Source organism: Dyadobacter sp. (genome assembly GCF_039919315.1).
In the GTDB taxonomy this organism is placed as follows: Bacteria; Bacteroidota; Bacteroidia; order Cytophagales; family Spirosomataceae; genus Dyadobacter.
Window position 1 is genome coordinate 101,490 of the sequence record NZ_JBDSFX010000051.1, and the last position, 14,796, is coordinate 116,285.

Below are 14,796 nucleotides of genomic sequence, written 5' to 3' on the forward strand. Positions count from 1 at the left end.
TATGGCCCTACCAACATTGGGTTTAATGCATTATATTCACATCACCAATCGGACAAATGCTTATCAATTGCACCATTAGCGGTTGAAAATGCGTTAGTTAGAACGAATACTATCAATGCCTTATGTCAGCTTTACGCGACCTGTTTTCATTTAAATCTGTGAAGGGTAAAGTCCTGCTGGGCTTCTTCATAGCGTCGTTGGCACTTGGAGCATCCTGGATGATTACCCGGCTTGCTTTTACCAATATGCTGGATAAACTGGAAGTACTTTCCACACCTAACGACAAACTCAGGCTCGTTAACAAAATTTTCAAAAACATCCTTCAGCTTGATCATTTACAAAATACCCGAACGCTGAAAGGCGAAGAAAAAAACGATCAGGTACTGGCTCAGTCGGCAGAGTTGCTAGCCACACTCGACTCCCTGCATGTCATGAGCATTGGTGATGACATGCAGGTTATCCGTATCGATTCCATGAGGCAGCTGTTGAAACAGCGTGAAAAAATTTATGGAAGTTATGTTAAAGTGCGGTCCAAACTGGTCAATAACAAGGCGTTGGAAGATGAAGTGAAAGAAATTTCCGGCCTGATCACGACTAAATTAAAACCCGACAGTACGGTCGTCAAAACTGAAAAACGAACAACTACTACCACCGTTTATACTGAGCTTCCTGACACCGCTCAAAAAGCGGCTGAGAAGAAGGGTTTTTTCAACAGGGTGTTTGGCGGTGGCTCCAAGAAAAGCAAAAAGGCCCCATTGCCTGAACCTGCCAAGGTCGTGCAAAAGCAGGAGGTGAATGTACAAGTGGATACGATCACCGTCGCGCAGGAAGACAGCACGATCGAAAGAGTCGGCGAGGCGGTACATGCCATTGAGAAATCACAGAAAATAAGGACGACCAGTTTCATAGATCGCGAGCAAGAACTTGCGTCCGCCGGCAATTCGCTGGTACAGCAGCTGCTCGACGTGATGCAGAAGGTGGAAAGAGAAGTTCTGAAAGAGTCGGATAAAGGAAGTCTTTTGACTAAAAGCATTGTTGCGAAAAGTATTAGAGGGCTCGAATGGGTTATGCTGGGGTTCTTTTTCCTGACTGGCCTACTATCCTACCTCATATTTACTGACATTACCAAAAGCAACGAATACCGCAGCCAGCTGGAAGAGGCGAAGGAAGAAGCCGAGTACCATAGTATGGCCAAGCAGCGCTTCCTGTCCAACATGAGCCACGAGATCCGAACACCGCTGCAATCGATCATTGGCTACACGGAGGCCTTAAAAAAGGATGAAAAGCCGCGAAAACAAGACCTGGAAACGCTGCATTCGGCCTCAGAGCACTTGCTGTACCTTGTTAACGAGGTGCTGGATTATAGCCGGATCATTTCTGACCGATTCACTTTTGAGAACCGGGTCTTTGCAATTAATCCATTACTGAATGAGGTTATTCAGGTACTTCGCCCAACTGCACTGTCGAAGGGTTTGATATTGCGGCTGGAAAATTCTCTTTCACCTAATTTGTATCTGAACAGCGACCCATTCCGGCTCAGACAAATCTTGTACAATCTGCTGACCAATGCCATCAAATTCACCGAAACCGGGGAGGTTGTGCTCAAAGTTAGCGGGATAGAATCAGGCAATCAGGTCAATATGGAAATGCAGGTTTCTGATACCGGCATTGGTTTGTCGCAAGAGCAGGCCCAGCGGGTTTTTAACCAGTTTGAGCAGGCAGACCCTTCCATCTCCCGCAAGTATGGCGGCACTGGCCTGGGACTCAGCATCGTAAAAGCATTGGTGGAAGGTTTGTCGGGGAATGTGAATGTAAAAAGTACACCCGGTCAGGGCACGACTTTTTTTGTGCACGCCAGCATGAGAAAAGCTGAAACACTGGAAATCGCAGAAGAAACACCAGAAAGGAGCTATAACATTACCGGAAAAGTCTGGCTGGTAGATGATGATGCTTTTATATTGAAATGGTGCTCGTCCGTTCTGGAATTGAACGGCATTCCACACACATCATTCTCCTCGGCTGAGGAGGTTTTAAGCCGGCCCTGGGATAACCAGGTAAAATTTGTCCTGACAGACATGCGGATGTCCGGGATGAATGGGGCAGAGCTCTGCAAACGGCTTCGTAAATCCACACCAGAAGGTGTCAAATTCTTCGTACTGACCGCACAGGCCCTGCCCGAAGAAAGAGAAAACCTGCTAAGTCTTGGTTTTGACGGCTATCTGATGAAGCCTTTCCATTCTACTGAGTTACTGGAATTGCTGGAAAATTACTCACCTGCGGAGGCGCAAAAGCCTATACAACGTGCCGAGTTTGACTTCTCCATGCTCAATGAAATGACATTCGGGGATGAAGTGATGATCAGGGAAATCCTCGATCAGTTTGTCAAAGATTCGCGTAATGATATTGAAGCTTTGCACATTAACATTGAAACCCGCGAACTGGAAAAAGTGCAGGAAATTATGCACAGAATGGCCGGAAGAACCGGGCAGATTGGCGCGAGAGAACTTTCTGCGAGCTTCCGTGCAATGGAAATCGCATTGCGTGAGGATTCCTCCAAGGTAGCAGTTGCGGAAATGAAAGACGTGGTAGCCAATGCCAAGCTCGTTATTGCGCAAGTGGGGGAAAGAGCGCTTTCCTACTCGATGTGATATTTCTCGATTTTGTAATAAAGTGTCTTTCTGTCAATATTAAGGAGCTTTGCAGCCTTGCTTTTGTTGTAACGTACCTCCTGTAATACCCTCTCGATCATTTCTTTTTCGTGGGTTTCCTGTAACGCTTTCAGGTCTGAGCCTGCAGAAGGTTTTTGCTGATCTTCCATGGCGGTGATCATTTCAGCAGGCAATGCACTCAATGTAGCTACTTCTTCTTTTGATAACAGTACCAGTCTTTTAATGACATTGTTCAACTCGCGAAGGTTACCAGGCCAGTCGTATTTCTGGAACACGTCCATTACTTCTTTCGAAAGTTCCCGTACATTTCTACCCAGTTCCTGATTCGCTTTGTCTACAAAATGTTGAATAAAAATGCCCAGATCTTCCCCTCTTTTTCGAAGCGGTGGCACCTCTATTTTGAATTCATTGAGCCTGTGATATAAATCTTCCCTGAAATCACCATTAGCAGCACTGGTCATCAGATCTTCATTCGTGGCCGCGATCAAACGCACATCTACTTTGATCTGCTGGGTTGCGCCTATCGGGACGATAATCCGTTCCTGTAATGCACGAAGCAATTTGATTTGTACATCGTAACCCAGGTTCCCTATCTCATCGAGAAACAATGTCCCGCCATCTGCCGCTTCAAACTGGCCCATTTTATCTTGCATAGCACCAGTGAACGAGCCTTTTTTATGGCCAAAAAGTTCGCTGGCCGCCAGTTCTTTGGACAGGGAACCACAATCAATCGCTACGAACGGTCCGTTACCACGTTTGCTTAGTTTGTGAATAGACTTGGCCACGTGCTCTTTACCAGTACCGCTTTCGCCCTGGATGATCACAGACATATCAGTGGGTGAAACCAGTCTCACGTACTCATAAAGCTGCTTGGAAATTTTGCTTCTTCCTTCTATATATTCCAGGCCTGACTTATCATTCTTGATGGCTGCTTTCGCTTTCGGTACTGCTTTCACACCAGTCACTTCCCCTTTATTCAGCGCCTCTCCCAGTACCATCAGCAGTTCCTCCGGATTGACAGGCTTCGTAATGTAGTCAAATGCACCAATCTGCATCGCAGTTACAGCGGTTCTTACATCGTGAAAACTAGTCATGATGAAAGCAGCTGTACGGTTTCCTTCACTTCTAAGTGCTTTCAGAAAATCGACCGAATTTCCATCTGGTAGCCTGTAATCAAGCATTAGTACTTCAAAAGGACCGTCCTCGTCACCATTTGCAATGGCCTCCCTGGCTTCTTTTATATTGGAACAAACTTTCACCTGGTGGCCATGCTTACCAAGAAAATTACTAAGCAGTTTTGAGAATGTAGTATCGTCTTCTACAAGGAGCAGCTGAGCCATAGGGTTTCAAAAATTTCAAAATAAATACTAACTAACGTGCAGGTAAAACGTAAAATTATAAAAACAAACGCCAAAAGCCGGAGAAATCTCCGGCTTTTCGTTTATAGTCCTTTAAAATGTATCAACAAAGAATTTTAATCAATTTTCTTCCCGTATTTATCGAGATTTACAACGGCAGTTTCAGCTTCTTTTTTGATGTTGATCTCGTAATACTGTGAATTATCATCTCTCGTAACCAGGTACGCGCTGGTAATTTTCCAGTCGGCATACATATTCCCGGCCAATGTGGTTTTGACAGCTTCGGGCAGATCCTCAGGCCTTACAGAAACCTTTCCCTGCACGGATTTAACCTGATAAAACGGCGCGGACAATGACCTTTCGCTTCCGGAAGCATATCTGTTGAATGCGGTGAGGCAGAAAATAATGATGAGGTATCGCATGGTTGGGTAAGCAGTTTTCTTAATGATAGATGGGCAGGAATAAGATTTCCATACCAGTAAATATCGATCACAAGTAAGGTTGATTATCAGAGATAAACAAATTTGAAACGAGCATTGCTAAAAAAACATCATGGGGGCGGTTCCCACATCTTGTGGAGTTAAACAGCATGTACACGAAATTTTACCAACGAAAATGTCCCAATCACGTTAGGATATTCATGAAACTAAAAAAAATTCAAAATTTATTTTCCCGAAAATGCCCTGGTTAAGAACATATTCTCTTATATTTGCGTAGTAATTATTAAGTTCATATTTGTAGAATTTACGCTACACACCAACCATACGAAAGCGCTATACATTCATTAAAATTCATATTTATCAGGCATTATTTACTCAGCGTTGTTATTTTATCATCGGTTAGTCTGAAAGCATCGAGAGTCTAGGAATAGGCTCTTTTTGTTTGATACCCCCTCCCCCCAATGCGCTTTGCCGCATTTTCTTTTCCCATTCATTTGATCTAAAGCAAAAACAAGGTCGTAGGTTTCACCAAAGTCTTTTCGACGAACGAAAAGGAAACTCAGTAATCTTTTATTGCTATGAACAGAATAATGAAATCAAAAAACTCCGGTAAGGAAGAAGGGGAAATCACGTCAGTAGTAAACAGACGTTTGTTTTTACGCTCGGCCGGGCTAGCCACTTCATTGGGAACTATTGTGTTGAGTGCTGCGTGTAGCGATGATGATCCCGATCCAATGATTCCAGGAACAGGTGATACTGTTGATCTTGGCATGGGTGATATTGGTGTATTGAACTATGCATACGCTCTTGAACAATTAGAAGCAGCATTCTACACACAGGTTATCGCAACGCCATACACAGGTATGACTGACGCCGAAAAAACTATTCTTACTGACATTCGCGACCACGAGGTTGTTCACCGCGATTTTTTCAAAGCTGCGCTGGGCGACAAAGCGATCAAAGGACTTACTCCCAACTTCGCTGCCATTGATTTTACAAAAAGAGATGCTGTACTAGGCGCTGCCAAATTATTCGAAGATACCGGAGTTGCTGCTTATAATGGTGCCGGTAAATTGATCAAAGACGGAGGTTACTTACTACTTGCAGGTAAAATCGTATCTGTTGAAGCTCGTCACGCAGCTGTAATCCGCGATCTTATTAATCCAAAATCAGCAGATTTCGCAGGTGATGACATTATCAACGGAGACGGATTTGACAAGGCGACTGCCCCTGCGGACATTCTTGCAGCCGTAAAAGGTTATGTAAAGGATACCATCACAGGTGCGAACGTGGGTAAATAATTTAAAACTTAATTTGATCAGAAATAATGGATATTTTCAAAATAATAGATGAGTTTCAAAAGATTGACGGAGATGTAGCAGGTCGTTTGGAATATGCTACACGCCGCCACTTTATGAGCAAAGTCGGAAGCAAGCTTGCTGCTGTTGCAGTTCCTACGGCTTTTGCTTCTATCGTAAACAAAGCGTATGCACAGTCGGCAGCAGCCATTGACGTATTGAACTACGCACTGACGCTGGAATACCTGGAAGATGAGTTCTACAAAGCTGGTAATGCAGCTGCGGGCTTGATCCCAGCTTCCGACAAGGTGATTTTCACTCAAATTGGCAAACACGAAACGCAGCACGTTGCTTTTCTTGTGAAGGCGTTGGGTCCAAAAGCGATCGCAAAACCTACATTTGACTTCAAATACGGTGGTGCTTTCGGTGATGTATTTACCAACTATAAAACTTTTGTAACAGTGTCAAGCGCACTGGAAGATACTGGTGTCCGTGCCTACAAAGGTCAGGCTGGCGCATTGCTTGCAGATCCACAGATCCTTGAATACGCATTGCAAGTACATTCTGTTGAAGCACGTCACGCAGCAATCGCTCGCAGACTGGCGGCAACTGTAACCAGCAACCCTGCTATGAAGGGCTGGATCACCGGAAAAGAAGGAGCTGTACCGGCGATCTATGCGGGTGAGGATAACATGACCCAGGGTGGTAAAGACCTGAAAGGACTTGCATCCAAAACTGATGCGGCTATTACAGAAGCATTTGACGAACCTTTGACGAAGGAAGCGGTTCTTGCGATTGCAGGGCCGTTCATAACGAAATAAGTAAATTCTCCCTGTGAACGTATACATACACTTTTAAAGTGAACGTAATGTTCGAAGTGTTATGACACACTATCTCGTGATGAGAGGTTACCCAGGCGGTAACCTCTTTTTTTGTGTTACAAAGCCATGTTATTAGCAATTATGAATGGTAAACAAGCATGGTTTATGTAAATTTGGTCGTTGATGGATTAGACTAATTTCCTGGACCTTACTATGAATTCCATACATAACAGACGAGATTTCTTAAAAACAGGCAGCCTCACAGCACTTGTGACGGCACTCGGCAGCAACATTGTTTTTGCTGAACATTTACCAAAAGGATACATTCCCGTGTTGCTTGGTGAAGGCGATGCATTAAAGGGCAAAAGCACCGAAATGATCGTTCAGGGAGACAAACCCTGGAATGTAGAGTCGCCGGTACACCTGCTCGACGACCGCATTACACCCGTTGACAAAATGTTTATCCGCAACAATGGCCTCATTCCTGAAAAGATTGATGTCAGCACCTGGACGCTCACCATTGACGGGGAATCAGCCAAAGCGCCCAAAACATATACACTCGCAGATCTCAAAAAGCGATTCAAAACTTATACATACCAGCTTGTACTCGAATGCGGCGGAAACGGCCGCTCAGGCTTCCAGCCACAAACTTCGGGTAATCAATGGGGGCAAGGCGCAGTACATTGCGCATCCTGGACTGGCGTGAGGTTGAAAGACATTCTGGCCGATGTGGGCATTAAAGACGATGCTGTGTACATTGGTTATCACTCCAAAGACATTCACCTGAGCCGCGATCCCAAGAAAGAACCCATTTCGAGAGGCGTACCGATCAGTAAGGCAATGGAAAATGAAACATTACTGGCCTGGCAGCTGAATGGCCAGGATATCCCGGAGTTTCACGGTTTTCCGCTGCGGTTGGTGATCGGTGGCTGGCCGGCATCGGTTTCCGGTAAATGGCTCAGCGGTATTTCGGTGCGCAATAAAGTACACGACGGTGCCAAAATGGACGGGCACAGCTACAAAATGCCTCGAAATCCTGTCGCTCCCGGAGAAGACATTCCGCAGACTGACCAGTATTTCAAGATCATCGAATCCATGCCGGTGAAATCATTGATCACCTATCCTAAGTCTGGCGCTATGATTACCCCGGAAACGGAGCTCGCCATACGCGGACATGCATGGGCGGGTGACCATGCGGTTAAAAAAGTAGAAATTTCCATCGACTTCGGTGCGACCTGGAAAGATTGCAAGCTGGAAGCCCCTGCCAACCGGCTCGCGTGGCAACATTGGAATACCAAACTGAAATTCCCGGCAAAAGGTTACTACGAAGTGTGGGTACGGGCTACTGACAACAATGGTCATGCGCAACCCATGGTCTCCCCTGCCTGGAATCCAGGTGGCTACCTCAACAATGCATGTGAAAGAATTGCTGTGAAAGTCGGTTAACAATCTGCAAATGATGAAAATCTTATTAGTACTGGTAGCAGGATTGGGTATGGTGTCCCCTATTTTTACCAAAAATCCTGACATAAAAAACCCTGCGTCCCAAGTTGCTGTCGTTGCCACGGACACATTGAAAAAGGATGTGCAGACAGGATTAGTTGACGATGAAAACCTGTACATGGTGAAAGCGCAATGTACCAGCTGCCATTCATCGAAGCTGATTCTTCAGAATCGGTTTACAAGAGACGGCTGGAAGCAAAAAATCCGTTGGATGCAGGCCAAGCATAACCTCTGGGAACTGGGAGATACGGAAAAACAGGTACTGGATTACCTGGAAAAACATTACGCTCCTACCGCTTCCGTGGCTAGAAGAGCACCATTGAAAGACATCAAATGGTACAAGCTGGAACAGGAATGAGGTAAACAATCTCTATATTTATCGTTTCAAATATTACGAATTTTCCGCGTGTTTAGTTTTCGTTTCCCAACTTCAAGTTTACCCGTTCATTACCTGTTTGTTGCAATGCTGGCTGTCGGAATATCTTCTTCCGTACATAGCCAATCAGCGATTAAGCCAGATAGGCACATTCAAAAAAGCAATGATTTACCCAATCCTTTAAAAGCAGAAGTGATCGGCATTCAGGATGGGGATACGATTGAACTGAAATTTTTATACACCGGAAAAAAGGCGGGACACCGCATGGGAAAGCCGGTAAGGATACGGTTTCTGCATGTGAACTGCCCCGAACGCGGCAGGCCCTATTACAAGGTTGCCAAGCAATTTACAAGCGAAAAATGCTTTCGCAAGGTGGTTAGTATCAGACATACCGGCGAATTTGACAAATATGGCCGGTTACTCGGCGAGGTTATCCTTCCTGATGGTAAGGTTTTGAATAAGGAGTTGGTCAAAAAAGGGTTGGCGGTGCATTTTAAAAAATATTCGACCAGCATTGAATATTCTAATCTGGAAATTCAAGCCCGGAAGCAAAAATTAGGCGTATGGAGCCAGCAGGGATTATTTTTCGGTAAATTATAATCAAAATCAATGAGTTCGTCGGCGGCAATGTATCAGATCTTGTACCAGAATGAAACACTTTTTCATGTGGGAGAATATCTTGTGCAGCCAGTTGCGGAGGCCGTTGTCAGCGAGCCCGAGATCAAGGAAATAGAGGTACTTCCTTCCCAGTCAACGGATCCGGCTGTTCTAGAAACCCCTATTATTCCGAAAGCGACCATACCAGCGGTACCAGCTCCTGCCGCCCCGGTATCAGCCAGTTTCCCTGTATTGAAACACGCAGTACTGATCCTGATCGATGAACCGAAACAGCAAGAAATGATCGTTTCCGAATCGCTGTTCCTGGATAACATACTAAAAGCCGTCGGACATTCCACAGAAACTTCCGACATTCTTAATTTTAGTTTCCTACCCGGCCAGGACGCCAGAACCGTATTGGCTGAAAAAAGTACAAACTTCTTCATCACATTTGGGGTACCGCTCATTAAGCTGCATCTGGACATGCTGCTGACGCCTTACACACCCAAAATGGTCGAGGGCATCTGGTTCCTTCTCACCGATCCATTGGTGGTCATCGAAGCCGACCGGAATTTGAAAAAGAAACTCTGGCAAGCATTACAGAGAATGTTCGAAATGTCCTAATTCCCAGTGCCTTACCTTTTTTAATAGCCGGTCATCACAATAATGTAGGGATTTTCTCTGTTTTCATGGATAATCGCAGGCTAATCCATGAAAAAGTTATGGCCAAATTGACTGAATACATTGCGAACTGGTTTCGTCCGAAAGAGTCCGACGAGAATCAATACTATGATGATGAGCCTGTTGAGGCTCAGGAGAGCCTCAGCCGCCTGGCAGAGGTTATTCCCGAAAACAGATACGTACCGGCGGTCGAAACACCCATTGCCCGGATAACGGAACAACCAGCCCCCCAGCCGATCGAAATCCCCAAAATTGAAGTACTGATTCCCTACTGGCTGGAAGACGAAGATACCTTGCGTGACGAGGGTGTTTTGTTCGGACTTTCGGAGTCGGACCCGAATGAAAAAACCGATATAATCCAAAAATACTTCTCGAATCTGGCAGCCGGCCACATTGCTAACATTGAGGAGCACAATGAGCGGATACAGGAGCTCAATCTCTTTATTGGTCAAAAAAATAACCGGATTGAGGAATTGCAGGAAAAGCTCAAAAATCCTGCGAACCGTTTGGAAAAGGAGCATCATTTGCCTCGTACGCTCATTGGCATTACGCTTTGCGTCGCGATGTGCGTAGGTAACTTTTTCCTGATCCGTGAATCATTGAAACCTGTATTTGCTGATAATTCCTGGATTGCGTTAGGCGTGTTCCTGGCAGGAATGTTCAGCTTGTTTGGCAGGATCTCATTATTTCATGACACGGAATCGAAGGTTACCTGGAAATCACTTTTGGAAGAAATAGGGTTGCCTTTTGCGGCAGCATTGTTTGTATTTGCCAATGTGATCACGCACCAAACCTGGTGGCAGGCGTTTGCGCTGTTCATATTCGTGTTCTTCCTATTCCTTTTTGCGGGAAAACTGCTGCTGAGCAACATTACCGTGCTCCGCAATGACCTGCAAGCCTGGCTGAACATTCGTAAAGACCGCCAGGATTCTGTTGACAATCACTACAATTGGGAAACAGAATGCCACACATTACAGGAAGAAATTGACGAGCTCAGAGTCAAAAAATGGCAGATACTGCGCGAGCAAAGCAATGCTGAAACGGAACGCGACCGCCTTAATGCCAAGCGGGATATGCTGATTAAACTGTTTGAAAGCGAGTTTTATCTGGCCAGACGAATGAAAAATGACCTGACGACACGTCAGCTTAACCTCATTCAAAAAGGCAGCAAATAGATTTTCCAACCGGCCACTCGTGACAAGAGTGGCCTGGTTTTTACAATATTTTCATTCGATCAACCAAAAAAACAGGTTATGAACGAGCAAAATCCAAACGAAAACGGCGACTACCAACACGGTTACACCCGTGGGATCGAGGGAATTGACCGTGAGGTTTATGAATCATATTTGTCCAGCAATGTAAATCATGACTGGATCCAGGACAGGCTTACTACAAAAAGTGAGGAGCTTTCGTCCGTTAAAATCAAACATCAGGACACACTACGCCAACATAAAACAGCTTACGACAGGCTGCAAAATCAGGTAATGGGCCTCAACAATGCTGCGAAGCAAATGAGGGACCTGGAAACTTCGGTGGCTGACATTGACACTACAACAGAACAATTAAAAGAAAAACGCGCTGATAAAGCACCGTCTTATTCGTTGATAGCAGGGCTAATATTTTTGGCTGCCGGTATTTCTTTTATTGCTGGTGACCTTATCATTTCACATGAAATTGTAGCCTATGCATTGAATATCAGGAATTCGAATGAAGCCTGGGCGTTTGCTATTGGTTTGGCTATGTTGTCCATTCTGTTAAAACCTGCATACGACCGACTCGTAGAAGAGCCATACCATAGAAACGAGACGCCAAAAGCAAGATCTCGGTACGCTGGTTTCAAATTGGTCCTTTCGATTTTCGCGATTGTTACATTGATCGTGTTGGGCTGGTTCCGTTACGAAGCCTACCGGACAGATAAATTGAAAGAAGCGATTAACAAATCAGTTAAAAACCTGCAATTGAATGCTGTTGACCCATTGACTGGTGCTCCGGTTAACAGTCCCGAGCTGACCAACAAAATTGAGGAAGCACTGCGTAATTCAGACCAGCTGAACCTTGATCTGGTAAACAGTCCCTGGGCTCTTTTGTCATTTGTAATGAGTGGGGTACTATTTGCCATCGCCGGTGCAGTTTCGCTGGGTATGGCATTGCCGGTACTGCAGGGCTTCTGGTACCGATGGCTGCAAGTCGATCCCAAATTGTGGAGGCTGCGACGCAGAAGAAAAAGAATACTGAAACAAATGGAGCCATTGCAAAAAGCATTGACGCTACATATGACAGAAAAAAGTATTCTTGAAAATGATATTGCCGTACTGCCTGAACTGGCGGAGTTGAAAGAAGAAGAGGCCAAAATAAAAGCCGAAATTGAAAGCCTAGAAAACGAACGTAAGCAAGCGCTGACCAACAGCCGTATCCAGTCATTTGGTGATGGTTACGCGCATGGGCAGGTGAGCCGCGACGTGATGGGTGAGGAAGAATACGACTCCTGGCGCAACAGCCATCTGTCCGTTTCCAACCTGGCATTGCGTGCCAAATCCAATGCAGCTTCGGATCGGGCGGTACCCAGAACAAAAAGCAATGGAATGCGTCCGCACCAGGCGATCAGAAAAGCAATTACGGATCGTTTTGACGAAAACAATTCATAGTTTCTTAAATTGGGGGCTGATATCTGAATCATATGATTGAAACCCCCCATTTAAGAATTGTACCCTGCGACGACACACTATTTGATGCCATACGCATGGGCAATAATACGCTAGCCCGCGTAATGGGCGTAAACGTCCCCAAAAAGTGGACCGAGTTTCGGGACACATTCACCCCTTCCTACCATCGATGGAAAGCACATCCCCCGCTTCGCGACTGGTGGGTGTACCTCATTATTCACATTCCTGATAATGCATTGATTGGCTCCTGCGGATACAAAGGCGAGCCGGATTCAAACGGTATGGTGGAGATCGGTTATGAAATAGCGCCATCTCACCGCTTGAAAGGCCTAGGTACTGAAACAGCCCGGGGATTGCTGGACCACGCACTCAGTCACAGCGCTGTCCGTCGTGTGATCGCACATACGCTGGCGGAAGAAAATGCTTCGGTGCATATCCTCGAAAAACTTGGTTTTGCGCAAACAGAAGATGTTAAGGACCCGGAAGACGGCCAGCTCTGGCGTTGGGAAATTGTAAAGAAATAGCCATTTCTGAGTACACATTAGTCCGATTGAACCAGATTTTAGTAATTAAAAAATAATTGCACTGGATTAATAAAGTTTTGGCTTAATTGATTACCTTAATTTCACAATGCATCAGTCCCCACCCTTGTCTCTTACACTATGATTGCTATATCAAAGGATACCTATCCATGGTTAAAAAATTATCCGGAAGGCATTCCCTATGAAATAAATCCCGACGCCTACGTTTCGCTGCTTGAAATGATGGAAATCAGTTTCAGCGAAAATGCCGACAAGCCTGCGTATGCTAACATGGGTAAGGAGATGACCTTTGGCAGGCTGGATGAATTATCGAGCAATTTTGCGACTTATCTGCAAAGCATAGGGCTGACCCAGGGAGACCGCATTGCATTACAAATGCCCAATATGCTGCAATATCCCGTGGCAATGATGGGTGCATTGCGTGCCGGATTGGTGATTGTCAATACCAATCCACTGTACACTTCCCGCGAAATGCAGCACCAGTTTAAAGATTCGGGTGCCAAAGCCATTGTGATACTGGCCAATTTTGCTTTCAATCTGGAAAAGATCATTGAGAATACAAACATTCAGCATGTGATTATCACCGAAATAGGGGATTTGCTGGGCTTTCCTAAAAAGCTCATCGTGAATGCGGTTGTAAAGTATATCAAGAAAATGGTACCGGACTACCATATCAAAAATGCCGTCAGTTTCTCTACTGCCTTGTCCATTGGCTCCGGCGTAACTTACAAACGACCGCATATTTCAGGATTGGATACGGCATTTATACAGTATACCGGCGGAACGACCGGTGTCTCTAAGGGTGCCATATTAAACCACCGGAACCTGATAGCCAATGTAGAAGGCATTAATGAATGGCTGATGTCCAAAATGAGAAGATCAGAGACTTCCGGACAACTTACATTGATCGCTGCATTGCCGCTTTATCATGTTTTTGCCATGACTATCAACGGATTGTGTGGAATCAAATGGGGAGCATTGAATGTCATGATCACGAATCCAAAAGACATTCCCGCATTTGTAAAGGAGTTAAAAAAATACCGTTTTAATATCTTTCCCGGCCTGAATACCCTTTTCAATGGCCTGCTGAACAATCCGGATTTTGGAACAGTCGATTTCACTGATCTCAAAATTACCATTGCAGGCGGCATGGCCTTGCAAAAAGTGGTGGCCGAACGTTGGGAAAAAGCAACGGGCTGCCCATTGGTGGAAGGCTACGGCTTGTCCGAAACTTCGCCGGTTTTGTCAGTGAACCCGTTGGACGGTCACCACAAGTCCGGTACGATAGGCTTGCCTTTCCCGAGTACCGAAATGCGGATTTTGAAAGATGACGAAACCTGGGCGGCGCCGGGCGAAAGAGGCGAAATATGTGCCAAAGGGCCGCAAATTATGCTGGGTTATTACAACCGCCCGGATGAAACTGCGAAGGTAATATTGGAAGATGAAGGCGGAAGATGGTTTAAAACAGGCGACATCGGAATTGAAGATCCTGACGGTTTTTTCAAGATTGTTGACCGGAAAAAGGACATGATCCTGGTTTCTGGTTTTAATGTATATCCTAATGAAATAGAAGATGTGGTATCACAATGTCCAGGGGTGTTGGAAGTGGCTTGTGTGGGTGTACCTGACGAGAAATCCGGAGAGATGGTTAAGATTTTTGTCGTTAAGAAAGACCCCGAACTGACGGAAGAAATTGTAAGGGCTTTTTGTAAAGAAAACCTCACTGGTTACAAATGCCCCAGGAAAATTGAGTTCCGGAAAGAGCTTCCCAAGACCAATGTAGGGAAGATATTAAGAAGGGCTCTCAGGGAAGAAGAAATGGCGAAAGTTGCTAAATAAAGGCGATCC

13 protein-coding genes are annotated in these 14,796 nt (G+C 45.3%); 11 read left to right on the forward strand and 2 right to left on the reverse strand.

Translation table 11 applies throughout. The features are described 5' to 3' along the window. Window positions 1-122 precede the first annotated feature (122 nt). Entirely contained in the window at window positions 123-2,648 is a 2,526-nt protein-coding gene (locus tag ABIO93_RS14105) for an ATP-binding protein (RefSeq protein WP_348068669.1), read from the forward strand. Here the strand turns inward: ABIO93_RS14105 and ABIO93_RS14110 are convergent. Next, the gene (locus ABIO93_RS14110) at window positions 2,636-4,009 is read right to left on the reverse strand and encodes a sigma-54 dependent transcriptional regulator (protein WP_348068671.1); all 1,374 of its coding nucleotides are present in this window, start codon (window positions 4,007-4,009) and stop codon (window positions 2,636-2,638) included. The genes ABIO93_RS14105 and ABIO93_RS14110 overlap by 13 nt on opposite strands. Window positions 4,010-4,143: 134 nt before the next feature. Beyond that, entirely contained in the window at window positions 4,144-4,449 is a 306-nt protein-coding gene (locus tag ABIO93_RS14115; protein ID WP_348068672.1) for a hypothetical protein, read from the reverse strand. Window positions 4,450-5,045: 596 nt separating this feature from the next. Here ABIO93_RS14115 and ABIO93_RS14120 point away from each other — a divergent pair. The 10 genes from ABIO93_RS14120 to ABIO93_RS14165 all read left to right on the forward strand — a co-directional run bounded on the left by ABIO93_RS14120 (window position 5,046) and on the right by ABIO93_RS14165 (window position 14,787). Further along, entirely contained in the window at window positions 5,046-5,768 is a 723-nt protein-coding gene (locus tag ABIO93_RS14120) for a ferritin-like domain-containing protein (RefSeq protein ID WP_348068674.1), read from the forward strand. A 26-nt stretch (window positions 5,769-5,794) separates the two neighbouring features. Continuing rightward, a complete protein-coding gene (locus ABIO93_RS14125; protein WP_348068676.1) occupies window positions 5,795-6,586 on the forward strand; it encodes a ferritin-like domain-containing protein in 792 nt (263 codons plus the stop codon). 213 nt (window positions 6,587-6,799) lie between these two features. Then, window positions 6,800-8,032: a sulfite oxidase gene (locus ABIO93_RS14130; RefSeq protein WP_348068678.1), complete on the forward strand. Its 1,233-nt coding sequence runs from the start codon at window positions 6,800-6,802 to the stop codon at window positions 8,030-8,032. A 10-nt stretch (window positions 8,033-8,042) separates the two neighbouring features. Further along, on the forward strand, window positions 8,043-8,447 hold the full coding sequence (locus ABIO93_RS14135) for a hypothetical protein (RefSeq protein ID WP_348068680.1): 405 nt from the start codon (window positions 8,043-8,045) through the stop codon (window positions 8,445-8,447). A gap of 105 nt (window positions 8,448-8,552) precedes the next feature. Further along, on the forward strand, window positions 8,553-9,065 hold the full coding sequence (locus ABIO93_RS14140) for a thermonuclease family protein (RefSeq protein ID WP_348068682.1): 513 nt from the start codon (window positions 8,553-8,555) through the stop codon (window positions 9,063-9,065). Window positions 9,066-9,074: 9 nt separating this feature from the next. Beyond that, window positions 9,075-9,686, forward strand: a complete 612-nt coding sequence (locus ABIO93_RS14145; RefSeq protein WP_348068684.1) for a hypothetical protein — start codon at window positions 9,075-9,077, stop codon at window positions 9,684-9,686. A 98-nt stretch (window positions 9,687-9,784) separates the two neighbouring features. Next, entirely contained in the window at window positions 9,785-10,918 is a 1,134-nt protein-coding gene (locus ABIO93_RS14150) for a hypothetical protein (RefSeq protein WP_348068686.1), read from the forward strand. A 78-nt stretch (window positions 10,919-10,996) separates the two neighbouring features. Next, window positions 10,997-12,388, forward strand: coding sequence for a hypothetical protein (locus ABIO93_RS14155; RefSeq protein ID WP_348068688.1), 1,392 nt, complete (start codon window positions 10,997-10,999; stop codon window positions 12,386-12,388). A gap of 32 nt (window positions 12,389-12,420) precedes the next feature. After that, window positions 12,421-12,930 (forward strand): GNAT family N-acetyltransferase, encoded by a 510-nt coding sequence (locus tag ABIO93_RS14160; protein ID WP_348068690.1) that lies wholly within the window; start codon window positions 12,421-12,423, stop codon window positions 12,928-12,930. Window positions 12,931-13,068: 138 nt separating this feature from the next. Continuing rightward, the gene (locus tag ABIO93_RS14165) at window positions 13,069-14,787 is read left to right on the forward strand and encodes an AMP-binding protein (RefSeq protein ID WP_348068692.1); all 1,719 of its coding nucleotides are present in this window, start codon (window positions 13,069-13,071) and stop codon (window positions 14,785-14,787) included. Window positions 14,788-14,796: the final 9 nt, after the last annotated feature.